Annotated in this window: 28 protein-coding genes and 1 pseudogene; 14 read left to right on the top strand and 15 right to left on the bottom strand. The window is 67.2% G+C overall.

Annotation, left to right across the window (positions count from 1 at the left end):
* Nucleotides 1-284: pseudogene (locus ACQKLX_RS22380) on the bottom strand (ABC transporter permease); the annotation flags it as partial.
* Between the two features lie 121 nt (nucleotides 285-405).
* On the opposite strand from ACQKLX_RS22380, the gene ACQKLX_RS22375 reads away from it, so the two are divergent.
* Nucleotides 406-1,290: a LysR family transcriptional regulator gene (locus ACQKLX_RS22375; RefSeq protein WP_427363762.1), complete on the top strand. Its 885-nt coding sequence runs from the start codon at nucleotides 406-408 to the stop codon at nucleotides 1,288-1,290.
* Between the two features lie 136 nt (nucleotides 1,291-1,426).
* On the opposite strand, the gene ACQKLX_RS22370 is transcribed toward ACQKLX_RS22375, so the two are convergent.
* The 6 genes from ACQKLX_RS22370 to ACQKLX_RS22345 all read right to left on the bottom strand — a co-directional run bounded on the left by ACQKLX_RS22370 (nucleotide 1,427) and on the right by ACQKLX_RS22345 (nucleotide 5,196).
* Nucleotides 1,427-1,762 carry a ParB/Srx family N-terminal domain-containing protein gene (locus ACQKLX_RS22370; protein ID WP_427363761.1) on the bottom strand — a complete coding sequence of 112 codons (336 nt, stop codon included), beginning with the start codon at nucleotides 1,760-1,762 and terminating at the stop codon, nucleotides 1,427-1,429.
* Complete coding sequence (locus ACQKLX_RS22365) at nucleotides 1,759-2,037, bottom strand: GNAT family N-acetyltransferase (protein WP_427363760.1); 279 nt, start codon at nucleotides 2,035-2,037, stop codon at nucleotides 1,759-1,761. Before ACQKLX_RS22365 ends, ACQKLX_RS22370 begins: the two co-directional genes overlap by 4 nt.
* 149 nt (nucleotides 2,038-2,186) lie before the next feature.
* Nucleotides 2,187-2,789 carry an NAD(P)H:quinone oxidoreductase gene (wrbA, locus tag ACQKLX_RS22360; RefSeq protein WP_427363759.1) on the bottom strand — a complete coding sequence of 201 codons (603 nt, stop codon included), beginning with the start codon at nucleotides 2,787-2,789 and terminating at the stop codon, nucleotides 2,187-2,189.
* 100 nt (nucleotides 2,790-2,889) lie between these two features.
* Nucleotides 2,890-3,570, bottom strand: a complete 681-nt coding sequence (locus ACQKLX_RS22355) for an isochorismatase family protein (RefSeq protein WP_427363758.1) — start codon at nucleotides 3,568-3,570, stop codon at nucleotides 2,890-2,892.
* Nucleotides 3,571-3,634: 64 nt separating this feature from the next.
* Nucleotides 3,635-4,267: an isochorismate family cysteine hydrolase YcaC gene (ycaC, locus tag ACQKLX_RS22350; RefSeq protein WP_427363757.1), complete on the bottom strand. Its 633-nt coding sequence runs from the start codon at nucleotides 4,265-4,267 to the stop codon at nucleotides 3,635-3,637.
* Nucleotides 4,268-4,329: 62 nt separating this feature from the next.
* Nucleotides 4,330-5,196, bottom strand: a complete 867-nt coding sequence (locus ACQKLX_RS22345) for a pirin family protein (protein ID WP_427363756.1) — start codon at nucleotides 5,194-5,196, stop codon at nucleotides 4,330-4,332.
* Nucleotides 5,197-5,320: 124 nt separating this feature from the next.
* Here ACQKLX_RS22345 and ACQKLX_RS22340 point away from each other — a divergent pair, with 124 nt between their 5' ends.
* Nucleotides 5,321-6,232, top strand: coding sequence for a LysR family transcriptional regulator (locus ACQKLX_RS22340; RefSeq protein ID WP_427363755.1), 912 nt, complete (start codon nucleotides 5,321-5,323; stop codon nucleotides 6,230-6,232).
* Between the two features lie 5 nt (nucleotides 6,233-6,237).
* Here ACQKLX_RS22340 and ACQKLX_RS22335 read toward each other — a convergent pair whose 3' ends face one another.
* From ACQKLX_RS22335 to ACQKLX_RS22310, 6 genes are all read right to left on the bottom strand, one after another.
* Nucleotides 6,238-6,639 carry a DoxX family protein gene (locus tag ACQKLX_RS22335; RefSeq protein WP_427363754.1) on the bottom strand — a complete coding sequence of 134 codons (402 nt, stop codon included), beginning with the start codon at nucleotides 6,637-6,639 and terminating at the stop codon, nucleotides 6,238-6,240.
* Nucleotides 6,640-6,738: 99 nt separating this feature from the next.
* Nucleotides 6,739-7,185: a hypothetical protein gene (locus tag ACQKLX_RS22330; RefSeq protein ID WP_427363753.1), complete on the bottom strand. Its 447-nt coding sequence runs from the start codon at nucleotides 7,183-7,185 to the stop codon at nucleotides 6,739-6,741.
* Between the two features lie 80 nt (nucleotides 7,186-7,265).
* Nucleotides 7,266-8,285 carry an amino acid ABC transporter substrate-binding protein gene (locus tag ACQKLX_RS22325; protein WP_427363752.1) on the bottom strand — a complete coding sequence of 340 codons (1,020 nt, stop codon included), beginning with the start codon at nucleotides 8,283-8,285 and terminating at the stop codon, nucleotides 7,266-7,268.
* Between the two features lie 91 nt (nucleotides 8,286-8,376).
* Nucleotides 8,377-9,561, bottom strand: coding sequence for a cystathionine beta-lyase (gene metC, locus ACQKLX_RS22320; protein ID WP_427363751.1), 1,185 nt, complete (start codon nucleotides 9,559-9,561; stop codon nucleotides 8,377-8,379).
* A gap of 87 nt (nucleotides 9,562-9,648) precedes the next feature.
* The gene (locus ACQKLX_RS22315; protein WP_427363750.1) at nucleotides 9,649-10,524 is read right to left on the bottom strand and encodes a LysR substrate-binding domain-containing protein; all 876 of its coding nucleotides are present in this window, start codon (nucleotides 10,522-10,524) and stop codon (nucleotides 9,649-9,651) included.
* 143 nt (nucleotides 10,525-10,667) lie between these two features.
* On the bottom strand, nucleotides 10,668-10,835 hold the full coding sequence (locus ACQKLX_RS22310) for a hypothetical protein (protein ID WP_427363749.1): 168 nt from the start codon (nucleotides 10,833-10,835) through the stop codon (nucleotides 10,668-10,670).
* Between the two features lie 5 nt (nucleotides 10,836-10,840).
* Here ACQKLX_RS22310 and ACQKLX_RS22305 point away from each other — a divergent pair, with 5 nt between their 5' ends.
* The 12 genes from ACQKLX_RS22305 (at nucleotide 10,841) to ACQKLX_RS22250 (ending at nucleotide 22,000) form a co-directional block, all read left to right on the top strand.
* Nucleotides 10,841-12,220 carry a methyl-accepting chemotaxis protein gene (locus tag ACQKLX_RS22305; RefSeq protein ID WP_427363748.1) on the top strand — a complete coding sequence of 460 codons (1,380 nt, stop codon included), beginning with the start codon at nucleotides 10,841-10,843 and terminating at the stop codon, nucleotides 12,218-12,220.
* A 68-nt stretch (nucleotides 12,221-12,288) separates the two neighbouring features.
* Entirely contained in the window at nucleotides 12,289-12,756 is a 468-nt protein-coding gene (locus ACQKLX_RS22300) for a response regulator (RefSeq protein ID WP_091840264.1), read from the top strand.
* A gap of 116 nt (nucleotides 12,757-12,872) precedes the next feature.
* Nucleotides 12,873-13,154, top strand: coding sequence for an STAS domain-containing protein (locus ACQKLX_RS22295; RefSeq protein ID WP_427363747.1), 282 nt, complete (start codon nucleotides 12,873-12,875; stop codon nucleotides 13,152-13,154).
* A gap of 7 nt (nucleotides 13,155-13,161) precedes the next feature.
* The gene (locus ACQKLX_RS22290; RefSeq protein WP_427363746.1) at nucleotides 13,162-13,521 is read left to right on the top strand and encodes a response regulator; all 360 of its coding nucleotides are present in this window, start codon (nucleotides 13,162-13,164) and stop codon (nucleotides 13,519-13,521) included.
* Between the two features lie 8 nt (nucleotides 13,522-13,529).
* The gene (locus ACQKLX_RS22285; protein ID WP_427363745.1) at nucleotides 13,530-15,842 is read left to right on the top strand and encodes a chemotaxis protein CheA; all 2,313 of its coding nucleotides are present in this window, start codon (nucleotides 13,530-13,532) and stop codon (nucleotides 15,840-15,842) included.
* A gap of 3 nt (nucleotides 15,843-15,845) precedes the next feature.
* Entirely contained in the window at nucleotides 15,846-16,349 is a 504-nt protein-coding gene (locus ACQKLX_RS22280; protein ID WP_057190852.1) for a chemotaxis protein CheW, read from the top strand.
* A gap of 75 nt (nucleotides 16,350-16,424) precedes the next feature.
* Nucleotides 16,425-18,341, top strand: coding sequence for a methyl-accepting chemotaxis protein (locus ACQKLX_RS22275; RefSeq protein ID WP_427363744.1), 1,917 nt, complete (start codon nucleotides 16,425-16,427; stop codon nucleotides 18,339-18,341).
* A gap of 21 nt (nucleotides 18,342-18,362) precedes the next feature.
* Complete coding sequence (locus ACQKLX_RS22270) at nucleotides 18,363-19,214, top strand: CheR family methyltransferase (protein ID WP_427363743.1); 852 nt, start codon at nucleotides 18,363-18,365, stop codon at nucleotides 19,212-19,214.
* Nucleotides 19,211-19,804: a chemoreceptor glutamine deamidase CheD gene (locus ACQKLX_RS22265; protein ID WP_427363742.1), complete on the top strand. Its 594-nt coding sequence runs from the start codon at nucleotides 19,211-19,213 to the stop codon at nucleotides 19,802-19,804. Before ACQKLX_RS22270 ends, ACQKLX_RS22265 begins: the two co-directional genes overlap by 4 nt.
* A complete protein-coding gene (cheB, locus tag ACQKLX_RS22260; protein ID WP_427363741.1) occupies nucleotides 19,804-20,916 on the top strand; it encodes a chemotaxis-specific protein-glutamate methyltransferase CheB in 1,113 nt (370 codons plus the stop codon). The genes ACQKLX_RS22265 and cheB overlap by 1 nt, the downstream gene beginning before the upstream one ends.
* A 10-nt stretch (nucleotides 20,917-20,926) precedes the next feature.
* On the top strand, nucleotides 20,927-21,313 hold the full coding sequence (locus ACQKLX_RS22255; protein ID WP_057190857.1) for a response regulator: 387 nt from the start codon (nucleotides 20,927-20,929) through the stop codon (nucleotides 21,311-21,313).
* 129 nt (nucleotides 21,314-21,442) lie between these two features.
* Nucleotides 21,443-22,000, top strand: a complete 558-nt coding sequence (locus tag ACQKLX_RS22250) for a glutathione peroxidase (RefSeq protein WP_427363740.1) — start codon at nucleotides 21,443-21,445, stop codon at nucleotides 21,998-22,000.
* A 167-nt stretch (nucleotides 22,001-22,167) separates the two neighbouring features.
* On the opposite strand, the gene ACQKLX_RS22245 is transcribed toward ACQKLX_RS22250, so the two are convergent.
* Together ACQKLX_RS22245 and mog are read right to left on the bottom strand one after the other, a co-directional pair.
* Nucleotides 22,168-23,583 (bottom strand): mannose-1-phosphate guanylyltransferase/mannose-6-phosphate isomerase, encoded by a 1,416-nt coding sequence (locus tag ACQKLX_RS22245; RefSeq protein WP_427363739.1) that lies wholly within the window; start codon nucleotides 23,581-23,583, stop codon nucleotides 22,168-22,170.
* A 104-nt stretch (nucleotides 23,584-23,687) separates the two neighbouring features.
* Nucleotides 23,688-24,233, bottom strand: coding sequence for a molybdopterin adenylyltransferase (gene mog / locus ACQKLX_RS22240; RefSeq protein ID WP_427363738.1), 546 nt, complete (start codon nucleotides 24,231-24,233; stop codon nucleotides 23,688-23,690).
* Nucleotides 24,234-24,240 lie beyond the last annotated feature (7 nt).

Genomic DNA, 24,240 nt, shown 5'->3' with positions numbered 1-24,240 from the left:
AAGCGCTGCAGGATCAGCGGCAGCACCGCCTGCTGCGACGAGATCGACTGGCCGAGATCGCCCTTGAGCAGGTTGCCGAACCAGATGCCGAACTGCACCGGGATGCTCTTGTCGAGGCCGAGCCGGGCCTGCAGGTCGGCGATCGAGGCCGGCGTCGCCAGATCCCCCAGCATCAGCGAAGCCGGATCACCAGGGATCAGACGGATCAACCCGAAGACCGCGACCGACACGATCAAGAGTGTCGGCAGCGCCATGCCTATTCGTGTGAGCGCAAAGCGGAGCATGCCACCTCCCCGGTTGGTCCCGGCTCACGGCCGGGTTCGAGGCATGGCTAGCGCTTGCTTCCTAGAAAGAAAAACGAGAAGTTCTTGCCAGATAAGCAATTAAAAATTGTCGATGGGGATCATGGCGACGATCCGGGCTTTGCGGACTTTCCTATGCGTCGCCCAATGCGGCAGCTTCGTCGCCGCCGCGGAGAAAGTGGGGCTCACCCCGGCGGGCGTCAGCCAGCAGATGCGCCTGCTGGAGGACTCGCTCGGCCATCAGCTCTTCGACCGGATCGGCAAGAAGCTCTCGCTCAACGAGCGTGGCCTGCGTTTCCTGCCGCGCGCGCAACGGCTGATCGACCAGTTCGACGAGCTGATATCCAGTTCGGATGACGATGACGATCCGGTCGGCGCGATCTATGCCGAGGCCATCGCCTCCTGCATGAGCCTGCTCGTGAAAGCGACGCTGCAGGCGCGCGAGCGTTACCCCCGCTTCACGATCAGGCCGGCCGTCGGCTACTCCTCCGACCTCAGCGCGCGCGTCGAGGCCGGAGAATCCGACGCGGCCGTCGCGGTCCGGAGTCCGCGCCCGATAGCGACCGGAACGCTTTGGACGACGCTCTATTACGAACCCTTCGTGTTCATTGCGAACCGGCGATCGACAAAGGGCCTCTCCAGAGAGACCCTGATGCGCGAGCGCCTGTTCCTGCGTCCCTCGCTCACCACCCATACCGGCGGCCTGATCGACCGGTTCGTCCGGGACAGGAAAATGGCTTTCGGCGAGAGCCTGGAGATGCAGCTGTCGCGGACCCTCGTCGAGCTGGTCGAGCAGGATGCCGGCGTCACCATCGTGCCGCTCGGCCGCTACTCCTCGTGGGAGGAGAATCCCAGGCTGAGGATCGAGCATCTCGACTTCCCGGACGCCAGACGGGAAATCGGCCTGATGGAGAACGAGCGGAAACGGCAGCTGACCAGCCATCTGCGCCATCTCCTGATCGAGCTCACGCGCGACAGGTCGTCGTGACATGGACTGCTGAAGGCAGAACCAACGGCTCATCCATCCGACGCGGCCGGCCCCGAAACCGGACCTTCCAAGCGTCAGCAATCGGCCATCAGTGGGAATGAGGTACTGCCCGGTTTCCAGCCGTGCCGTCTGAGCCTCAAGCCGCGTCGCTTTTGTTCCAGCTCGACAGTTCGCCAATGCGATTGTCCGCACCGCGGAACGCCTGCACCTGGTGGGGACTGAGATGTCCGGCGCGGATCACCGGCACGGTCCGCAGCCCGAGTTCCTTTGCTGCAGCCAGCCGGCCATGGCTGGCGACGATGGTACCCGCGTGATCGATAATGATCGGCACCAGGAAGCCGACCGTGCGGATGATGCCGGCCAGCTTCTTGACCTGACGGTCGTCGTGATCGCGCGGATTGCGCTCATAGGCACCCACAGCGGCGCTGGGCACGTGCTCCACCACAGCTTCGCGCTGTGCCCGATCGTTCACCCCACGACGATGTCGTCATATTCCGGGTGCCGGCTGACCCAGCCGGCCATGAAGGAGCAGCGCGGCACAACCTTGCGGCCCGAGGCGCGGATCTGCTCGAAGACGCCCTTGGCCAGGCGCGAGCCGATGCCCTGGCCCGACAGCGCCTGCGGCACCTCGGTATGGGTCAGCACGACGCGGTCGCCGTCGAGCCTGTAATAGGCGAGGGCAAGCTCGCCCTCGATGTCGAGTTCGAAACGGTTTTGGTCGGGGCGGTCGACGACGCCGGTATCCATTGGGCAGTCCTTTCCCTCGCGGCTTCCGTGATTGCGGAGCTTCGATCGACACCAGTCTGGAGCGGGAGTGCGATCGGCCGCAAGCAACCCGGCCTCGACGCGGTGAAAGCGTCGAGGTCGGGCTCTGGGGGCCGGTCGAGCCGGGGCCTTCAACCAGCCGCCAGCTTGGCCGCGATCCCGGCGACGTGCTTGCCTTGATAACGGGCGCCGGCGAGCTCGTTCTCGGACGGCTGGCGCGAGCCGTCGCCGGCGGCGATGGTGCTGGCGCCATAGGGCGAGCCGCCGGTGATCTCCGACAGGGACATCTGGCCCTGGAAGCTGTAGGGGAGGCCGACGATGACCATGCCCTGATGCAGCAGGACGGTCTGGGTCGAGAGGATCGTGCTCTCCTGGCCGCCATGCTGGGTCGCGGTCGAGGTGAAGACGCTGCCGACCTTGCCGATCAGCTTGCCCTGGGCCCAGAGGCCGCCGGTCTGGTCGAGGAAGTTCTTCATCTGCGCCGGCATGTTGCCGAAGCGGGTGGGAACGCCGAGGATGATCGCGTCGTAGTTCGGGAGCTCGTCGACCGTGGCGATCGGCGCCGCCTGGTCGAGCTTGAAGCCGGATTTGCGGGCGACCTCTTCGGGGACGAGCTCGGGCACGCGCTTGATCACTACCTCGGCGCCGGCCTCGCGCGCCCCTTCGGCGACGGCCTGCGCCATCGTCTCGATATGGCCGTAGCTGGAATAGTAGAGAACCAGAACCTTCGTCATCGGGATCACCCTCTTGTCACGGGAGGCCGCCGGAACGAGGAAGCTCCGGCGGCTCAAGTTGAGCCTGCCAGGGCAGTTGTCCAGTCACGAGCGTGACAGGTCAGCCGCGCTGGGAGTCGAGCTGCTCGTGATTCTTCTCGACCTCCTGCGCCTTCATGTAGCTCTCGATCAGCAGCGCATAGGGCGGGAAGATCTTGGTGTAGACCTCAGCCCATTCCTGGGCGTCGTCACGATGCCAGGTCCTCTGCAGCTCCGAGGCGACGGCAGCGGTGTCCATCGGCACGACACCAGCCTGGACGACGCGAGCGAGCGTGATCTCCTGCGCCATCTTCGAATAGGTGCCGGACGCATCGACCACGGCGAAGACCTTGTAGCCGTCATGAGCGGCGGCGATCGCCGGGAAGGCCATGCAGACCGAGGTGATGGTGCCGGCGATGATCAGGGTCTTGCGGCCCGTCGCCTTCACCGCCGCGACGAAATCGGGATTGTCCCAGGCGTTGATCTCGCCCTTGCGCGCTACATACTGGGCGTGCGGCGCGCTCTGGTGGATTTCGGGGATCAGCGGCCCGTTCGGGCCCTGCGGCACCGAGGCGGCGGTGATCACCGGCATCTTGCTCAGCGTCGCCATTTTGGCGAGGGCGGTCGCGTGGTTGCGCAGCACCGGCATCGGCATGTCGGCGACGGTCTGGAACAGGCCGCTCTGATGGTCGATCAGCAGCATCACCGCATCGCTGGGGTCGATGACCGGGCGCTGGCCATTGAAATTGGCGGGGGTCGTCATGACAGGTCTCCTTGATGTTCGCGAGGGCGGAGCGCAGCCGCGTTCGTGCCGCGCACCGAGCCAGTCAGGCCGTCTTCTTCGCCGAGACGGTGGTGTAGCTGGTGATCAGGTTGCGGTAGTCGGGGATGTGGTTCGAGAAGAGCGCACCGAGGCCCTCGACATCGTTGCGCCAGTCGCGATGCAGTTCGCAGGCGACGCCGAACCAGGTCATCAGCTGGGCGCCGGCATCCGACATGCGCTGCCAAGCGGAGTGGCGGGTGATCTCGTTGAAGGTGCCCGACGCGTCGGTGACGACGAAGACGTCGAAGCCGGCCTCGATCGCGGCCAGAGCCGGGAAGGCGACGCAGACCTCGGTGACGACGCCGGCGATGATGAGCTGCTTTCGGCCCGTCGCCTTCACCGCCTTGACGAAGTCCTCATTGTCCCAGGCGTTGATCTGGCCGGGGCGCGGGATGAACGGCGCATCCGGGAAGGTCTGCTTCAGCTCGGGAACGAGCGGGCCGTTCGGGCCGTCCTCGAAGCTGGTCGTCAGGATCGTCGGCAGCTTGAAGTATTTGGCGAGGTCGGCCAGCGCCAGCACGTTGTTCTTGAACTTGTCCGGGTCGATGTCGCGGACGAGCGAGAGCAGGCCGGTCTGGTGGTCGACCAGCAGGACGACGGCCTTGTCCTTGTCGAGGCGGGTATAGGGCTTGGTCATGGTCTTTCTCCGTTGCGAGGAATGTCCGGCATTGCGGCGGCGGACGGCGCCGGTGCCGGTTTTCAGGCCGGGATTTTTCCGAACCGGCCGCTCTGGAAATCGGCCATGGCCTGGCGGATCTCGGCGTTGGTGTTCATGACGAAGGGGCCGTGCATCGCGACCGGCTCGCCGATCGGCTCGCCGCTGAGGACGAGGACGGCGGCGTCGGTCTCCGCTTCGATCGTCATTTCGCCGCCGGTGCGGTCGAACAGAACGAACTGGGCTTCGCGCGCCTTGTCGGCGCCGTTGATCAGGATGTTGCCGCTGAGGACGACGAGGCCGAGGGTGCGCCCTTCCGGCAGTGCGAACGAAACCTGGCCGTCGCGCTTCAGCTTGAGGTCCCAGATGTCGATCGGGGTGAAGGTCCGGGCCGGACCGGCATGGCCCTGATAGTCGCCGGCGATGACGCGCAGCTTGCCGGCGCCATCCGGCAGAACGACCGCGGGGATGTCCTTGTCGAGCAGGGTCTGGTAGCCGGGGGCGGCGCCCTTGTCCTTCGCCGGCAGGTTGACCCAGAGCTGCACCATGTCGAGGGTGCCGCCCGAGCGGGTGAAGTCCTGCGAGTGGAGCTCCTCGTGCAGGATGCCGGAGGCGGCCGTCATCCACTGCACGTCGCCAGGGCCGATCAGGCCGCCCTGGCCGGTGGAATCGCGGTGCTCCACCTCGCCCTGATAGACGATGGTGACGGTCTCGAAGCCGCGATGGGGGTGGACGCCGACGCCCCGCGGCTTCGCCGCCGGAGCGAACTGCGCGGGGCCGGCATGGTCGAGCAGCAGGAAGGGGCTGACATGCTCGCCCTGGGCGGCGTGCGAGAACATCGAGCGGACGGGGAAGCCGTCGCCGACCCAATGGGCGGCGGGGCTGCTGTAGATGCCGCGAACCTGTCGCATGGCCTGATCTCCTTGATGCGCCGATGTGGCGCCGTGTTGCCAAGGAGGTTATGGGTGGGACAGAGCCCACAGTAGCCGGCATAATCTCGTCACTCTGTCCTACTGGCAGGACAATGGCGGCGCGATGCAGGACCTGAACGACCTCTATTTCTTCGCCCAGGTGGTCGAGCATCAGGGCTTCGCCGCGGCCGCCCGCGCCATGGGGATGCCGCGCTCGCGGCTGAGCCGGCGCCTGGCGCTCTTGGAGGAGCGGCTCGGCGTCAGGCTGGTGCAGCGCTCGACGCGGCGCTTCGCGGTCACCGAGATCGGCCGTGAGTACCACCGGCATTGCCTCGCCATGCTGGTCGAGGCCGAGGCGGCGCAGGAGGCGATCGACCGGGTCCGGGCTGCGCCGCAGGGCATGGTGCGCGTCGCCTGTCCCTCGGCGGTGCTCTATTTCCAGGTCGGGGCGATGATCGCCCGCTTCCTCGCCGCTTGCCCGAAGGTCGAGGTGCAGCTGGAGAGCACGAACCGGCGGGTCGATGTGATCCGCGAGGGCTTCGACATCGCGATCAGGGTGCGCTTCCCGCCCTTGGAGGAAAGCGAGCTGGTGATGAAGGTGCTGGCCGAAAGCCGGCAATGCCTGGTCGCCGCCCCGCAATTGCTGGCCGGGCTCGGACGAGCGCCGGTGCCGGCTGATCTCGCGACGCTGCCGAGCTTGTCATGGGGCGGCGTGCAGCCGAGCCATGAATGGCGGCTGCAGGGGCCGAATGGCGCCGAAGCCAGCATCCGCCATCAGCCGCGCTTCGTCACCGAGGATATGGTGGCGCTGCGCCATGCCGCGCTGCAGGGCGTCGGCGTGGTGCAGATGCCGACCATGGTCGTGACCCAGGACATCAAGGCGGGATCGCTGGTGCATGTCTTGCCGGACTGGGCGCCGCGCCCCGGCATCGTCCATGCCGTGTTTCCGTCGCGGCGCGGCCTGCTGCCTTCGGTCAGGGCGCTGCTCGATTTCCTAGCGGCAGAGTATGCGCGGCTCGACGCGGAGAGCCGCTGAGGCCGTCAGCTCCGTGGGCTCGGACGCTTCCAGCCTTCGTCGATGCTGAGCGGGCCGGGGCCAGCTGCGGCGATGTAGAGGAAGATGAAGCAGAACAGGATCGCCGAGACGCCGCCGTTCTGCGCCGGGAAGAAACTCTGCGGGGCATGGCGTAGGAAATAGGCGAACGCCATAACGCCCGAGAGGACGAAAGCGGCGGCACGGGCGCGAAAGCCGATCAGCAGCATGAATCCGAGGACCAGCTCGAAGACGCCGGCGATCCAGGACAGGCTGAAACTCGGCGGCACGGTCTCGACATAGGGAAAACGTAGGATCTTCTGCGTGCCATAGCTGAAGATTACCAGTCCCGAGACCACCCTGAGCAGGCTGAGCGCATAGGATCGTCTATCGGCTGCGTCGAACGTCATTCCTGTCTCCGGCTTGATTTGCGGAGGACAGGATAGGCAGGCGAGAGCGCCGGGCAATTCACGCAAGCTCACGTTTTCATCAGCCCGGCGCCCTGGCGCTTATTTGAACGCGATCACCACGCCGTCGGCGCCGATCGTGGCCTGCAGGCCCTGGCGGCGGGTGTCCAGGCTGATGGTGACGCCCTTGTCGTTCTTGAGCCAGACGCGGCCCTGGCCGGCGCGGCCGACAGCCCAGCCTTCCTTGAGCTGGACATAGGGACCGGCGAGGTCGTTGCGCTCGGTCAGGCCGTAGACCCGCCCGCTGGCGACAACGCGCGAGGCGCCGATGCCGCCGATGCCGAGTCCGCCGACCGAGATCGGATAGGAACGGCCGCGATAGATAAAGGTGCCGCCGCCGAGCTCGCCCGAGGCGATGAAGGCGACCGAGATCTGCTCGATCTTGAGCGTGCCGGTCTGCGGGCCGAGCGTGCGCGGCTGGGCGATGGCCGTGCCGGTGACGAGGGCAAGCGCTGCGGCGCCGGCGAGAAGCGATTTGATGGCGGGCACGGTCGGTACTCCGTAGGTGATGCAACGGAGTCAAGAACCGCCGGGACGCCCGGCAGTTCCCTCATGCCCACCTTCTCGGCTCAGCGGAAGGGCGGCGAGTACTGGATGCCGCCCTTGCTCCAGAGCTCGTTGGGACCCCGCGCCAGCCGCAGGCGCGAGCTCTTGCCGAGATGGCGCTCGAAGCTCTCGCCATAATTGCCGACGGCCGAGACGATGCGTACGACCCAGTCGTTGCTGACGCCCATCGCCTCGCCCATCTTGCCGTCGAGACCGAGGAAGCGCTTCACCTCGGGATTCGAGGATTTCAGCATCTCCTGGACATTGGCCTTGGTGATGCCGAGCTCCTCGGCGTTGATCAAAGCGAGCACGGTCCAGCGCACCAGGTTGAACCAGGTCTCGTCACCGGTGCGGACCCACGGGCCGAGCGGTTCCTTCGAGACCACCTCCGGCAGGATGACGTGACTGTCGACGTCCTGCAGCTTCATCCTGACCGCCGACAGTGCCGAGATGTCGGTGGTATAGGCGTCGCAGCGGCCGGACTCGTAGGCCTTCAGTGCTTCTTCCGATGTGCCGAAGGCGGCGGCTTCGTATTTCACCCCGAGCTTGCGGAAATAGTCGGCGAGATTGAGCTCGCTGGTCGTGCCCTGGGCGACGCAGACCGAGGCGCCGCCGAGCTGGGCGGCGGAGGAGACGCCCAGCTTCTTCGAAACCATGAAGCCCTGGCCGTCATAATAGTTGACGGTGGTGAAGGTGACGCCCTGGCCGGCATTGCGCGACAGCGTCCAGGTGGTCGTGCGCGGCAGCACGTCGATCTCGCCGGCCTGCAAGGCGATCAACCGGTCCTTCGAGGTCAGCGAGACGAAACCAGCCTTCTCGGTGTCGTTGAAGATCACCGCGGCCAGCGCCCGGCAGATGTCGATGTCGAAGCCCTGCCAGCGGCCATTGGCGTCCTGGGTCGAGAAGCCGGCGACGCCGGGGCTGGTGCCGCAGATGATCTTGCCGCGGTCGCGGATCATCTTGATCGTGTCGGCGGTGGCGGGCGCCGCGAAGCTCGCGGCGAGTGCGAGCGCGGCGGTGAGGCGTAGCAAGGTCCGTTTCATCGTTGATCCCCTGTCGTTGTTATCAGGCAAAGCTCTCCCGTCGCGGCGGAGATGCTGCCCCGCCACGTTCGTCGTCCTTCGTGGTCCTACCTCAGGCGACCTTGGCGGCCGCCGGCTGCTCAAGCGCGACGAGCAGCGCGTCGAGATCGTTCCAGAGGTCCTCCGGATCCTCGAGGCCGATGCTGATGCGCAGCGCCGGGCCAGGATGGGGCCAAGGCACGACGGTGCGTTCGCCCTCGGGCGCCAGCGGCGCGATCAGGCTGCGCGTGCCGCCCCAGGAAGCGCCGATGGCGAAGACCTTGAGCGCCGAGAGCGCTGCTTCGAGCACAGCGTGCGGAACTGGCTTCAGCACGACGCTGAACACGCCCGAGGAACGGCCCATGTCGCGCTGCCAGAACTCATGGCCGGGGCAGGAGGGCAGGGCCGGGTGCAACACCGTCTCGACCGCGGGCGATCGGGTCAGGCGCATGGCGAAGTCTTCGGAAACCCTTCCCATATGGGCAAGGCGAAGCGCCAGGGTCTCGATGCCGCGCAGGGCAAGCTGGCACTCGTCCGGCGAGACGCCGACGCCGAAGCCGCGCAGCGTCACCTTCAGCTGCTCGCGCAGGCCAAGGTCAGCGACCGTGACCGAGCCGAGCAGCAGGTCGGAGTGACCGCCGACATATTTGGTCAACGCCTCGCAGGCGAAGTCCGCCCCATGCGCCAGCGGCTTGAAGATCAGCGGCGTCGCCCAGGTGTTGTCGCAGCCGACGAGGACGCCCTTCGCCTTGGCCGCCTTCACGATAGCTGGCACGTCCTGCACCTCCATCGTGTTCGAGCCGGGCGACTCGACCCAGACCAGCTTGACCGTCTCGTCGATGAGGTCGGCGATGCCGGCGCCGATCAGCGGGTCGTAGACGCCGTAATCGATGCCGCGCGGCTTCAGGTAGTCCTCGCAGAAGCTGCGCACCGGCTGGTAGACCTGATCGGGGATCAGCACCTTGTCACCCGGCAGCAGCACCGAGAGCAGGACGATGGTGACCGCCGCCTGGCCGGAGGGGACGAGCACGGTCCGCACGCCGCCATGCAGGGCGGTCAATTGCGCTTCCAGCGTGCGGGTCGTCGGGGTGCCGTGCAGGCCGTAGGTGTAGCCGTCGAAACCGCGATGCTTGCGGGCGAAGAAGCTCGCCGCGTCGGGATAGACGATGGTCGAGGCGCGATGGGTCGGCACCGTCAGGCTGGCATAGCCGTCCTCATTGACTGCGGGATGGTGAACGGTGCGGGTCGCGTCGTGCATGGAGGGCTCCTTTGAAGGGGAGGTTCCTTCGCCAAGGCCCTGCCGGCAATCAGTCAAAACTCATGACTCGATGCCTGGGTGTTATGGTCAGCGTACTTCCATCAGGCAGTCGATGAAGTCGCGCACCAATTGCGATTTCGGTCGGTCGAGCGGCAGGATCAGCAGGCTGCGGCTCTGCACCTCCGGCTCGAAGGGGCGCAGCACCAGCCGGGTCGGGTCGGCGCCGGCGACCGCATAGGGGCTGACGAGGCCGACGCCGACGCCTTCGGCGACGAGTGCGCAGACGGTCGCGGCATAGATGGTCTCGACGACGATGCGCGGTTTCACGCCGGCTTGCGCGAAGACGCGGTCGAGCCGCTGGCGGGCGCGATCCTCCGGCACATAGGAGACGAAGGGCAGGTTGTGCAGATCGGCCGGACCGATCAGCTCCTTCTCGGCGAGCGGGTGGCCGAGCGGCAGCGCACAGAGCACGCGCGGCTGGACGAAGGGCTGGTGCAGCACGCCGGAGACGTCGATCTCGTCCGCGGCGAGGCCGATATCGAAGGCACCGGAAGCGACCCCGTCGCGGACGTCGCGCGAGGGCAGCACCATCAGTGTCACCGCGATTTCCGGGCGCCGGTCGCGGAAGCGGCGCACCGCCCGCGGCACCAGCGAGGAGCCCAGCGCCGAAAGCGAGCCGACGCGCAACTGGCCGGCGCCATGGTCGCGGATGCGGGCGGCGGTGGCGCGCAGCGAGTCCATGCCGAGGAAGGAGGCTTCCACCTGGGCGTAGAACAGCTTGCCCTCGGGCGTCGCGACGATGCGGTTGCGGATACGGTCGAACAGCAGGAAGCCGAGCGACTTCTCCAGCTCGGCGATGGCGCGGCTGACGCCGGGCTGGGTGACGCCGAGCAACTCGGCGGCGCGCGAGATCGTGCCGGCCTTCATCACCGCGGCGAAGGTTTCGAGCTGTCGGCTGTTCAAGCGGCGTCCATGGGGTGTCGTGAGGACGGAAAGGTAGATGCGGCGCGGCTCGGTGGGAACCGGAATCGCTGCGCGAAGGCGTTAACGAAGATGAGCCTGCGGACTTCAGCAAGCCCTAGTTGTACGCGGAGTTATACCAAAGATCAGGTGCTGATCGCCTCTGCGGCCGCAGCATTAACCGCGGCTTTACTGCGTTCGTTTAATTTCTGCCGGCTGATCTCCAAGATGGAAGCGCCGCTCGATGCTCGCCTCGGCTCTGAAGCTGCCTGATCCTGCCAATGAAGATGCGCCGGGAACAGCGGCAGCAGCACGAGCCGTGCTCGAGATCGCCGAGCGCTTCGGCAAGCTCAGCGCCGAGATCACCGATATTTCCGGGCGTGTCGGCGACGTCAACGCCGAGCTCGACCGGCAGACCGACGGGCTGCATCGCGTCGTCGCCTCGGTCGAGCAGGTCTCGCGCTCGAATCAGGCGATCCAGCAGGCGGCCGATACGGCCCAGCAGGCGGCGTCGGTGGTCAAGAGCGGGCTGGAGCGCGTCACCGGCGCGGTCCGGCAGGGGCTCAATGCGGCGCAGAACGATATTGCGGAGCTATCCAGCGGCGCGCAATCGATCTCGCAGGCACTGAACGAGGCGGTCGGGCGCGCCCACAAGGCACGCGAGGCCAGCGAGGCGATCCAGACGATCACGCGCGAGATCCAGCTGCTCTCGATCAATGCCGGCGTCGAGGCGGCGCGCAGCGGCGTCGCCGGCCGCGGCTTTGCCGTCATTGCCGCAGCGGTGAAGCAACTCGCGGAGCAGACGCGCGATGCGACCGCCGCCAGTGCCAAGCAGCTCGACGCGCTGGTCGCGACCGTCGACCAGCTGGCGAAGCAGAGCGAGGCGAATGCGCAGGCGGCGCGGCGCGCCAGCGACGAGAGCCAGGGCATCTCCCAGCAGATCGGCGAGCTGGATCATTTCGGCCGTTCCGTGGTTGGGCTGATCTCCGAGATCGACTCGATCTCGGCTCCGGCGCGCGAGAACGCCATGGCCTTCTCTCAGGTCGGCGACGAATTGAAGGGACTGGTCAACGGCGTCGATCAGTCCGGCCGCAACCTCGAAGTTGCGGCGCGGCGCGGGGCTTCGCTGGTCTCGACCAGCGAAGCGGTCCTCGGTGCGATCGCTGGCTCGGGCGTGCGCACGCCGCAATCGGACATGATCGAGATCGCGCTCGAGGCGGCGGCGACGATGGCGGACCTGTTCGAGCAGGCGCTGGCAAGCGGCCAGATCGGCCAGGCGGAATTATTCGACGAGGCCTACCGGCCGATTCCGGGCAGCGATCCCCAGCAGTTCCTCAGCCGCTTCACCGACTTGACCGACCGATTGCTGACGCCGGTGCAGGAGAAGATGCTCCAGGCGAGCAAGCGCATCGTCTTCTGCGCGGCAGTCGACCGCAACGGCTACCTGCCAACGCATAACCGCAAATACTCGCAGCCGCAGGGAGCGGACCCGGTCTGGAACAACGCCAACTGCCGCAACCGGCGCATCTTCAACGATCGCACCGGGCTTGCGGCAGCGCGCAACCAGAAACCGTTCCTGCTGCAGACCTATCGGCGCGACATGGGCGGCGGCAACTTCCTGGTGATGGAGGATCTGTCGGCGCCGATCGTCGTGCGGGGCCGGCATTGGGGCGGGGTGAGGTTCGGCCTCAGCGTCTGATGGGCAGGGCGGAGCCTTAACCGCCGCATGTGATGTTTTGAGTCGAGTACGAGTGTCGAGTTGCGGACATGCATATCGCGCCATCCTTCCCCAACCTCTCGGTGCTGCTGATCGATCCCAGCCCGCACTACCGGCGCATCATCCGCACGATGCTCTATCAGGCGCAGCTGCAGCGGGTCTTCGAGGCGGCCGACCTTGCGACCGCTGCGACGACCTTCATCCAGAAGCAGCCCAACATCGTCATGCTCGACTGGGACCTGCCGGACGGCGACAGCGTCAAATGCCTGGCCTCGATCCGCTCGTTCAAGACCTCGCCCTTCGCCAAGGCGCCGGTGCTGGTGATGATGGAGAAGCCCGACCGGCGCGCGGTGGTGCAGGCCGCCAAGCTCGGCGCGCACGAGATCATCGTGAAGCCGATCTCGCCGAACAATCTCTGGCTGCACCTGTCGGGGATCATCAACATACCGCGCAAGTACAAGGAAGCGAACGGCAGCATTTCGCTGGTGCCGCGTGCGATCAGCAACAGTCTGTTCTGAGGTCGAACGAAGCTGCCCCTGAACCGCCACAATCCTTGCCGTGTGCCCGCCCGGTTAGCGAAATTTTTACCAATTCTGCCGATGCTTCCCAGTCACCAGTCACAGGTCTCGCCGCCGTGGTCATAACCGTCTCGCTTCCGCCTTTCCTCGGCCGGTCAGAGGCCGCAGCTTTCCGCAATCAGCTCCTCGTCGCGCTGGAGCAGAAGGAAAGCATCGCGGTCGAATGCGCCGAGGCCGGGCCGTTCCCGAGCCTGTGGATCCAGCTTCTCCATTCGGCTGCGACCAGCGCCAAGGCGCGCGGGCTCAGCGTCACCCTCAAGGCGGCCTCGGACGAGTGCCGCCAGTCCTTTCAGGCGATCGGGTTCGACCCGGCGCAAAGCGCTCTCGTTCTGGAGTGATCCCGCGATGAAGATCCTCGCGATCGACGATACCAAGACGCTGCTCAGCCTGCTCAGCATGACGCTGCGCAATGCCGGGCACGAGGTGGCCGAGGCGGAGAACGGCGAAGAAGGGCTGGTGCGCTTCGACCAGTTCAAGCCGGACCTCGTCATCACCGACCTCAACATGCCGGTGATGGACGGCATCGAGTTCACGCGCGCCTGCCGCGCCCGTCCGGCCGGCCAGAACACGCCGATCATCGTGCTGACCACCGAGAACGGCGCCGAGATCAAGGCGGAAGGCCGCCGTGCCGGCGCCAGCGCCTGGATGGTCAAGCCGTTCGAACCCAACACCCTGCTCGGCCTCGTCGCGCGCTACCAGAACTGAGGCGGTCCATGGATCCCCTGGCGGAACTCAAGCAGACCTTCTTCCAGGAGTGCGAGGAACTCCTCGGCGCGCTGGAGCAGAAACTCCAGGCGCTCGACGAAGGCTCGACCGATTCCGAAGACGTCAACGCGGCCTTCCGCGCCATCCACTCGATCAAGGGTGGCGCGGGCGCGTTCGGCTGCACCGAGCTCGTCGGCTTCGCCCATGTCTTCGAGGCGGCGCTCGACCATCTGCGCTCCGGCCGCGTCGCGCTGGAGGATGCACCCTTCACATTGTTCTTGCGCTGCTCAGACGCAGTCGCGGATCTGGTCGCCGCTGCCCGCAATGACGAGGCTGCGCCGGTTCGCCCCGACCTTCTCGCCGCGCTCGAACAGGTCGGCCAGGCCAAGGCGGCCGCGGCTGCGGCTCCGGCTGCTCCTGTCGCGCCTCCGGCCGCTCCCGCGGCACCGGCCTCCGATGCGCCTGTCGGCATCGCCGCGCTCGGCAACCTCCTCGCCATGGTCGACGCCAAGATGGGCACGCCCGCTCCGGCGGCACCGGCTGCGGCTAATGACGGCTGGGACGATGACGAGCCGGTCGCCGCCGCGCCCGCCCGCAAGCCAGGCAACGACGTCCGCATCAAGATCACACCCGAAGCCGACCTGTTCCGCCGGGTGATCGAGCCGCGTGTGGCGATCGGCATCCTGCCGGCGGAGGAGATCGTTTCGGTCGCCTGCGATCTCAGCCATGTTCCGGCGCTCGAGACGCTCGACGTCACCGATTGCCATATGCGCTTCACGGTGATGCTGCGCACCGAGCTCAGCGCCGACGAGATCGTCTCCAAATTCGACTTCACCCTCGCCAATGAGGAGTTCGAGGTCGAGGTTCTGGCGGACGCCGAGCCCGTCGCCGAGGCGGCGGCTGTCGCTGCTCCCGAGGTGCCGCAGAATGTCGCCGCCGACCTGTCGGCGATCCTCGCCCGGCTCGGACCGGCGGCGGATGCCACGCCGCAGCCCGACATCCAGCCTGTTGCCGCGCCCGTGGCGGCTCCGGCCGCCGCCGCGCCTGCAGCTGCAGCCGCCCCGGCGTCGCCCCGCGCCCCGGCGCGGCCGGTCGCCAACGATGCCTCGGCGCGTCAGCGCCAGGCGGTCAGCGTCCGCGTCGATCTCGATCGCATCGACCGGTTGATGAACCTGGTCGGCGAGATCGTCATCACCCAGTCCATGCTGGTCGAGTGCGTGCGCTCGCTGCCCTATGACGTCTATGCCAAGACCGCCGAGGGCATTCTGACCCTGTCGCGCCAGACGCGCGAACTGCAGGACCATGTCATGGCGGTGCGCGCGCAGCCGGTGAAGGCGGTGTTCCAGCGCATGCCGCGCCTGGTGCGCGAGCTCGCGCAGACGCTCGGCAAGGAAGTGAAGCTCGTCCTCGAAGGCGAGAACACCGAGGTCGACAAGACCATCATCGAGGAACTGGCCGATCCGCTGACCCACATGATCCGCAACTCGATGGATCACGGTGTCGAGACGCCGGAGGATCGCATCGCCGCCGGCAAAAATCCGGAAGGCACGATCAAGCTGATCGCCGAGCACCGCGCCGGCCGCATCGTCATCTCGGTTACCGACGATGGTCGCGGCATCGGTCGCGACAGGCTGCTCGCCAAGGCCCGCTCGCGCGGATTGGTCGGCGCCGACGAAAAGCTCGCGCCGGAGGAGATCGACCAGCTGATCTTCGCCGCCGGTCTGTCCACGGCCGACGCGGTCAGCGACATCTCCGGCCGCGGCGTCGGCATGGACGTGGTGCGCCGCAATGTCGAATCGCTCGGCGGCCGCATCAGCGTCGATTCCGAGCCGGGCCGCGGCTGCAAGTTCACGCTCGCCCTGCCGCTGACGCTCGCCGTGCTCGAAGGCATGGTGATCCGCTGCGGCGACGACCGCTACGTCATCCCGATTGCCAGCGTGATCGAGACCCAGCATCTCGCCAACACGCCGATCGAGCACCTGACCTTCGGCCAGGAAGTGCTGCGCTGGCGCGGCGAGATCACGCCGCTGCATCGGCTCGGCGCGGTCATGGGCTCGGCCGGCACGCGCGACGAGAACATCATCATCATCGCGGAGACCGAGCGGGGCGGGAATGTCGGCATAGCGGTCGACGAGATCGTCGGCCAGCAGCAGGTCGTCGTGAAGAGCCTCGAGTCGAATTACGGCGCGGTCGCCGGCGCCTCCGCCGCGACCATCCTCGGCGACGGCCTCGTCGCTCTCATCCTCGATGTCGACTCGATGCTGCGCGTGGCGGCATCGGGCGTCCGCCAACCCGTTCCCGAACTCAAACTGGCTGGATGAACCATGTCCCTGCAGCTCAGCGAAAAGCACTTCACCTCGGCGCAGCCTGAGTCCGCGGCGCGCCGGATCGTCACCTTCCGCGTCGGCGACCGCACCTTCGGCATCGATGTCGGCATGGTCCGCGAGATCAAGGGCTGGCAGGCGACGACGCCGCTGCCTCATGCGGCCCCGCATGTGCGCGGCGTCCTCAACCTGCGCGGCGTCATCCTCGCGGTCTACGATCTGCGCACCGCGATCGGCCTCGGTTCCACCGAGGCGACCGCGACCCATGTGATCGTCGTCGTCGACGTCGAGGACAAGACTGCCGGCCTGCTGGTCGACTCGGTCTCGGACATCGTCGACGTGCCGGTCAGCGCAGTCCGCCCCGCTCCGGACCTCGAGCGCGACGAGCACGGGCTGATCGAAGGCCTCGTCCTGCTCGACACCGAGATCGTCGCCCTGCTCGACCTCGCCGCGGTGATCCGCGACGGCGGTGACAACCAGGACAAGCAACTGCGCGTCGCCTGAGCCTCCGATGGCCTCCGGCAGCGCCCAGCCGGCAAGCCAGAGATCAGTCCGATCGCCTGAGAGACCAACGAGCCGATGAGCCAGCTGGGCGCCTTCTCGAAATTATCGGTCAAGCTGCCGGCGCTGTTCGCCGGCGGCGCTGCCGTTTCGGGCGGGCTCGTCGCATATGCGGTCCAGCAGAGCGCAGCTGCCCGGCTCGGCGCCCTCGGCTTGTCCAGCCAGCAGGTCGAAGCGGCGCTGTCGGGTTTCGCAAGCACGGCCCTGCCGTTCGGCGTCGCCGGTGTCGCTCTCGCCGCCGGCCTCGGCTGGCTCGCGGCCCGTTCGCTGGCACGGCCGGTCACGGCGCTGCGCGAGGGCATGGAGAAACTCTCTGAAGGCGCACCCGTTGCCGTGCCCGAGCTCGACCGTCGCGACGAGATCGGCGAGCTCTCGCGGGTGCTGCGCCAGGTCCAGGAAAGCTCGGTCGAAGCCGGCCGGATCAAGGCTGCGCTCGACGGCTGCCGCACTGCGGTCATGGTCTGCGATGCGCAAGGCCGGGTCGTCTACGTCAACAAGTCGCTGCTCGCCTTCTTCAGTGGGGCGCAGGAGGATTTCCGCGCCGCGTTCCCGGGCGTTTCGGCCAAGGACATGCTCGGCAAGGTGCTCGAGCTGTTTGCCGGCCCGCAGGGCGTTCCCGAGGCGCGCACGATGCGTGTGGCGCTCGGCAAGCGCATGGTCGCGCTGACGCTGACCACGATGATGCAGCCCGACGGCCAGAGGCTCGGCGCGACGATCGAATGGCGCGAGCTGACCGAGGAATTGCGCGCCGCCGACGAGGTCGCAGCCGTCGTCGCCGCTGCGGCCGAGGGCGATTTCTCCCGGCGCGTGCCGCTTGCCGGCAAGCCGGAGGCGCTGCAGCGCATTGCCGAGGGCGTCAACGAGATCAATGCTATCGTCGAGGCCGCCACCAACGAATTCGCCGCAGTGCTCGCGGGCCTCAGCGAGGGTGATCTGACCGGCCGCGTCGACGGCGCCTATGACGGGCGTCTCGGCGAGCTGAAGGTCGGTCTCAACCAGACGCTGGCGCGGCTGACGCAGACCGTCTCCGGCATCCAGCTTGCCGCCGCCCATGTCGCGGCGACGGCGGTCGAGATCAAGGCCGGTGCGGCTGATCTCGCCGGGCGCACCGAGCAGTCGGCTGTCGGCCTCGACAAGACGGCGGCAACGACCGGCCAGCTTGCGGCTTCGATCACGCAGAGTGCCGGCCGCTCGCGCGCCGCGACCGAACTCGCCGGCGAGGCGATGGCAGTAGCCGGAACCGGGCAGCAGGCCGTGGCCGAGACGATCGCGGCGATCGGACGGATGGAGCAGTCCTCGGCGCGCATCGCCGAGATCGTCGGCGTGATCGATGGCATTGCCTTCCAGACCAACCTGCTGGCGCTGAACGCCGCGGTCGAGGCCGCTCGCGCCGGCGAGGCCGGCAAGGGCTTCGCGGTGGTCGCGAGCGAGGTGCGCACTCTGGCGCAGCGCTCGGCCACGGCCGCCAAGGACATCAAGGGCGTGATCGCCAATTCCAACACCGAGGTCGCCGAGGGCGTGCGACTGGTGCGCCGGACCGGCGAGACGCTCGGCAAGATCGCTGCTGCGGTCGAGCAGGTCTCGGCGACGGTGGCGGAGATTTCGCAGGCGAGCACGGGGCAGGCCGGCGACATCGCCGCGATGAGCCGCTCCGTTGCGGCGATGGACGAGGCGACGCAGCAGAACGCGGCCTTGGCCGAGCAGAGCGCTGGCGCAGCGGCGAGCCTCGCCGAGCAGACGCAGGCGCTGCGCGATCTCGCCGATGTCTTCCGCTTCGAGCGGCCGATGGCGCAGGCGCGGTCGCTGCCGGTGGAGCCGCTTGGCCTGCGCCAGCCGGGCCGCCAGGACAATCACCGTTCCACCGAAGCCCGCCCCGTCACTCCGCGCCGCCGCATCGCCGGTGGCGGCCGGGTGGACGAGTGGGCGGAATTCTAGTTCGTTTCTTAGGGTCAGAGCATGCTTGCCCCGCAGCCCGTCCAATCGGACACCACGCTCAGCCGTGACGATATGGCCCTCGTGGCCAAGCTGGTCTACGAGCACGCCGGCATCGTCATCCGCGAGCACAAGGAGGCGATGGCGCGCGGCCGGCTGGCGCGGCGCGTCAAGGTGCTCGGCCTCGGCTCCATCGCGGAATACTGCGCCTATTTGCGCACGCCCGCGGCAAGCGACGAGATTCCGGAGCTGATCAACGCCGTCACCACCAACCACACGGCGTTCTTCCGCGAGCGCCACCATTTCGACCATCTGCGCAAGGACGTGCTGCCGCGGCTGATCCAGGAGCGGGCAGGGCGGCGCGGGCGCATCCGGATCTGGTCGGCGGCCTGCTCCTCGGGCGAGGAGCCCTACAGTGCCGCGGCGATCTCGCGCGACGTGATCGGCCATCGCAGCGATCTCGACTTCAAGATCCTGGCGACCGACATCGACACCGACATCCTCGACCGCGCAGCGGCCGGGCAATATCCGGCCGACCAGTTCGACCGGCTGCCGGCGGATTTGCGCCCGCTGCTCAGGCTGGAAGGCCAGAGCGCGCGCGGCGAAGCCCGCATCGCCGATGACCTGAAGCGGCTCATCGCCTTCAAGCGGCTCAATCTGATCGAGCGCTGGCCGATGAAGGGACCGTTCGACGTGATCTTCTGCCGCAACGTCTTCATCTATTTCGACACGCCGACCAAGGCCGCGATCCTCGACCGCTATGTCGCGCTGCTGCAGCCGGGCGGCTTCCTCTATCTCGGCCATTCCGAATCCCTGCCGCAGCCGCATCCTCAGCTGAGGCTGATCGGCCGCACCATCTACGAGCGCACGCCATGAGTCTGAACCGATCCTCACGGCGCTATTTCGACCCGCGCTTCGACGCGACGATCATCACGGTGGCGCCGGGCGAACACGAGATCACCTCGGCCAAGGACGAGATCGTCGCCACCGTGCTCGGTTCCTGCGTGTCGGTCTGCATGCGCGACCCGCAGATCGGCGTCGGCGGGCTCAACCATTTCTTGCTGCCGAAGAACAATGGCGGCACCGACGCCAGCGCCGGCGAGCGCTATGGCGACACTGCCATGGAGGTGCTGATCAACGGCCTGTTGAAGCGCGGCGCCAGGCGCGGCCAGCTCGAGGCCAAGGTCTTCGGCGGTGCCCGCGTGCTCTCCGGCGCCACGATGCTGGCGATCGGCGAGGGCAACATCATCTTCGTCAACGAGTTCCTCGCCCGCGAAGGGATTCCGGTGGTATCCAGGGATGTCGGCGGCACGCGCTCGCGCCGCATCCACTACCAGCCCGCGACCGGGCGCGCCTGGGTGCAGCACGTCCAGCAGGCGGCGCGCGATCCCGAGCGCGAGCAGGAAATGGCCTATCTCAACCGCCTCAAGACCCAGCCGGTGGCTGGTGAAGTGGAGATCTGGTGATGAGCCCGCTGACCTCGTCCGCCGGCCCGGTGAAAGTCCTCGTCGTCGACGATTCCATCCTGATGCAGAAGTTGATGACGCAGATCATCAACTCGACGCCCGGTTTCCAGGTGATCGGCGTCGCCGGCAGCGCCGAGGAGGGCTGGGACGCGATCCAGGAGCTCAGGCCCGACATCCTGACGCTCGACCTCGAACTGCCGGGGCGCCACGGCCTCAAGCTGCTTGCCCGGGTGCTGAAGCAGGATCCGCTGCCGGTGCTGATCGTCTCGGCCTTCGGTGGGCCGGGGGCCGACAATACCATCCAGGCGCTGGAACTCGGTGCGATCGACTTCATCGAGAAGCCGGACGGGGCGACGCACACGCTCGAAGGCTTCATGAAGCATGTCGCCGCGGCGCTGCAGCGTGCCTCGGCCAGCCGGCGGATGCTCGCCGCAGCCAAGGAACTCGCTGGCCAGCAGCGGCCTGCGGTTGCCGCGCCGGTGCGGCTCGCCGCTGCACCTGCCCCGGTCGCGCATGGCAAGGTCTCCCTGATCGCGATCGGTGCCTCGACCGGCGGCGTGCCGGCGGTGCAGACCGTGATGCGCGACGCCGCACATCTGCGCCTGCCGATCGCCGTGGTCCAGCACATGCCGGCCGGCTACACCGCCAAGTTCGCGGCACGGCTTTCTGCCGCGACCGGGCTCGACGTGCGCGAGGCTGCCGACGGCGATCGTTTGCGGCCCGGCATGGCGGTGGTCGCGCCGGGCGGCACGAAGCATCTCGAGATCGAGGAGCGCCGCGGCGAGCTGGTCTGCCTGGTCAAGGAGGGCCCGCTGGTCAGCGGACACTGTCCTTCTGTCGACGTGATGTTCCATTCGGTCGCCCGTTCGCTCGGCAGCCATGCGATCGGCGTGCTGCTCACAGGCATGGGGCGCGACGGCGCTGACGGTTTGTTAGCCATGCGCAAAGCCGGTGCTGCGACGTTAATCCAAAGTGGCGAGACCTGTGTGGTAAACGGGATGCCGAAAGCCGCGTTCGAGTTGGGCGCCGCCGACCGGGTCGTACCGCTCGACCAGATCGGGGGAGCCATCGCGGGACTGCTGGGCGAGCGCCCGCAGCAGCGCACCGCGTAAGGAGAGTGTTATGTCAAAGGCGAGAAGCGACTACCGCATCCTCGTGGTCGACGACCAGAAGAGCATGCGCGGGCTTGCCACCTACTTCCTCAAGCAGATCGAGTTCCAGGACATCGACGAGGCGGAGAACGCCCGCGAAGCCCTGATGAAGATGCAGACCAAGCGCTACGATCTGCTGCTGCTCGACTGGAACATGGACGGGATGAGCGGGATCGACCTCTTGCGCGCCATCCGCTCGGTGCCGGAACTCAACCAGATCAAGATCATCATGGCGACTTCGGAGCGCTCGGTCGACAAGATGGACGAGGCGACCAGCAATGGCGCCGACCATTATGTCGTTAAGCCCTACGAGCTGCGCGACCTCGAGGTCCGCGTGAAGAAGGTTCTGGCCTGCTGAGCAGCCGGCCGCTTCGCCAGCGATCGACGCCTCGGCTCGCGCCGGGGCGTTTTCGTTTCCGCTCGCGGATATCTTACTTTGCGGGGAGAGCCGTAAGGGGCTAGCTTGTCGCAGCCGCGGAGCCTGCCCATGCGCTTCCATCGTCGCCAGATTCTCGCTTTGCTCGCCCTTGCGCCAGCCGTTCCGGCGCTGGCCGCACAGGGCGAGAGCAATGTCTACGCCTTCAGCTTCGACCGGGCGGAGGGGGGGCGCATCCCACTCTCGGCCTATCGTGGCAAACCGATTCTGATCGTCAACACGGCGACGCAGTGCGGCCTGTCCGGGCAGTTCGCCGGGCTCGAGCAGCTCTGGGAGCGCTATCGCGAGCGCGGTCTCGTGCTGATAGCGGTGCCGAGCAATGATTTCGGCGGGCAGGAACCGCTCGATGGCGCAGCGATCGCCGAGGCGGTACGGCAGAGCCATGGCGCGAACTATCCGATCACCCAGAAGAACGTGGTGCGCGGGCCCGATGCCCATCCGTTCTATCGCTGGGCGGCGAACCAGCGCCCGAGCGAATTGCCGAGCTGGAATTTCCACAAATACCTGATCGGCCGCGACGGTAGCCTCGCCGGCAGCTTCAGCTCACGGATGGATCCGCTCTCGCCGGAGCTGATCCGTGCGATCGGGCAGGAGCTGGAGAGGGGCTGAGGTCGGCCGCGCGCTATCCCCTTTCCCTGTGGGGGAGGGTTAGGGTGAGGGGCCTCGCGACGCTGCCAGCCCTTGGGCAAAAGCCGCCAGCGATGCCGACCTGAACGACCCCTGATCCGACGCTTCGCGCCACCTTCTCCCGCAAGGGGAGAAGGGAAGGCGGCGCCTCACTTGCGCGCGTAGATGTCCTCGATACGGACGATGTCGTCCTCGCCGGTGTAGCTGCCGACCTGGATCTCGATCAGTTCGAGCCCGATCTTGCCGGGGTTCTTCAGCCGGTGGGTGCAGCCGATCGGCAGATACACCGACTCGTTCTCGTGGACGAAGCGGACTGTGTCGTCGAGCGTGACCTCGGCGGTGCCGCGCACGACGACCCAGTGCTCGGCGCGGTGGAAATGCTTCTGCAGGCTGAGCTGCCCACCTTCCTTGACGTGGATGTGCTTGACCTGGAAGCGGGCGCCGATGTCGATGCGCTGGTACCAGCCCCAGGGCCGGTAGATGCGCAGGTGCTCGCTGGCCTCGGGGCGGCCCTCGCTCTTCATCTGCTCGACCAGGTTCTTGACCTTGCCCGCCGCGGCCATCGAGGCGACCAGCACGGCATCGCGGGTCGAGACCACGACGACGTCGTCGAGCCCGACCACGGTGGTCAGCACCTCCTCGCTGCGGATCAGCGAGCGGTGGGTGTCGAGCGCGACTGCGGGACCCTCCAGCACGTTGCCGTCGCCATCCTGCGGCTTGATCTCATGGATCGAATCCCAGGAGCCGACATCCGACCAGTCGAAGGAGGCAGCGATCATGCCGGCGTGGGCGGTGCGCTCCATCACGGCATAATCGATCGAGATCTTGGTGGCCTTGCTGAAGCTTTCCGGGTCGAGCCGCAGGAAATCGAGGTCGCGGCTCGCCTTGTCGACCGCCGCCTGGGCTGCCGAGAGGACGTCCGGCGCGTGACGCGAGAGTTCGTCGCGCATGGTCCTGGCGGAAAAGAGGAAGTTGCCGCTGTTCCAGAGATAGCCCTCGGCGACGTATGTCTCGGCGATGTCGCGCTTGGGCTTCTCGACGAAGCGGGAGAGGCGGCTGGCTCCGGGCTCGGGCAGCGCCTCGCCGGGGGCGAGATAGCCATAGGCCGTCGAAGGGTGCGTCGGCTTGATGCCGAGCGTCATGATCAGCCCATCGGCGGCAAGGCCGGCGGCGCGCTTGCAATCCTGGCGGAAGGCTTCGGTATCGCCGACGACGTGGTCGGAGGCGAGGGCGATGCAGACCGCCTCGGGATCGCGCTTTTCCGCCATGACCGTGCCGACCGCGATCGCTGCGGCGGAATCGCGCCGCTCGGGTTCGAGCACGATCTCGCCGGCGATGCCGAGCGCCAGCATCTGCTCGGCGACGATGAAGCGGAAATCATTGTTGGTGATGACGATCGGTGCGCCGAAAGCCGGATCGACCAGGCGCCGCAATGTCGCCTGGAAGGTTGAGAGGCCATCTTCCAGCAGCGCGATGAACTGCTTCGGCATGGTGTCGCGCGAAAGCGGCCAGAGGCGGGTGCCGGAGCCGCCGGCCATGATGAGAGGAACGATCTTTGCAGCCATATCGGACTTCCGGCGGAAATTGGTTCGCCTAGTCCTACAATACCGAAGCTACCATCGGATAAACGCTCATAAGGAGAGGATGGGGGTGCCGGTCGAGGTATCGTTCACCCTTTCGGCTTCTGCCCCGGTCGGAATGCCACGATCACGGCCGGGTCGGTCTCCAAGTAGGGACCCTCGATCAGGTCGACGCAGTAGGGAATTGCCGGCATCACCGCGTCCAGGCATTCGGCGATGGCGCGGGGGCGACCGGGCAGATTGACGATCAACGCCTTGCCGCGGATGCCGGCGAGCTGGCGCGAGAGGATCGCGGTCGGCACTTTGGCGAGGCTGACCTGGCGCATCAACTCGCCGAAGCCGGGCATCAGCTTGTCGATCACATCCTCGGTTGCTTCCGGCGTGACATCGCGCGGGGCTGGGCCGGTGCCACCGGTGGTAACGATCAGGCAGCAGCCTTCCTTGTCGGCGAGCTCGATCAGGGTCTGCGCGATGCCGGCGCGCTCGTCGGGGATGACGCGCGTGACCGCCTGCCAGGGGCTGGCGAGGGCCTTGCTGAAGTAGTCGAGGATAGCCGGGCCGCCCTCGTCGGCGTAGATGCCGGCCGAGGCGCGGTCGGAGACGGTGACGATGCCGATCTTCGCAGGCGATGCCATGGCAAAT

The sequence above is a fragment of the Allobosea sp. NPDC003192 genome (assembly GCF_050275675.1).
In the GTDB taxonomy this organism is placed as follows: domain Bacteria; phylum Pseudomonadota; class Alphaproteobacteria; order Rhizobiales; family Beijerinckiaceae; genus Allobosea.
This window is presented reverse-complemented; position numbering and strand designations above follow the sequence as displayed.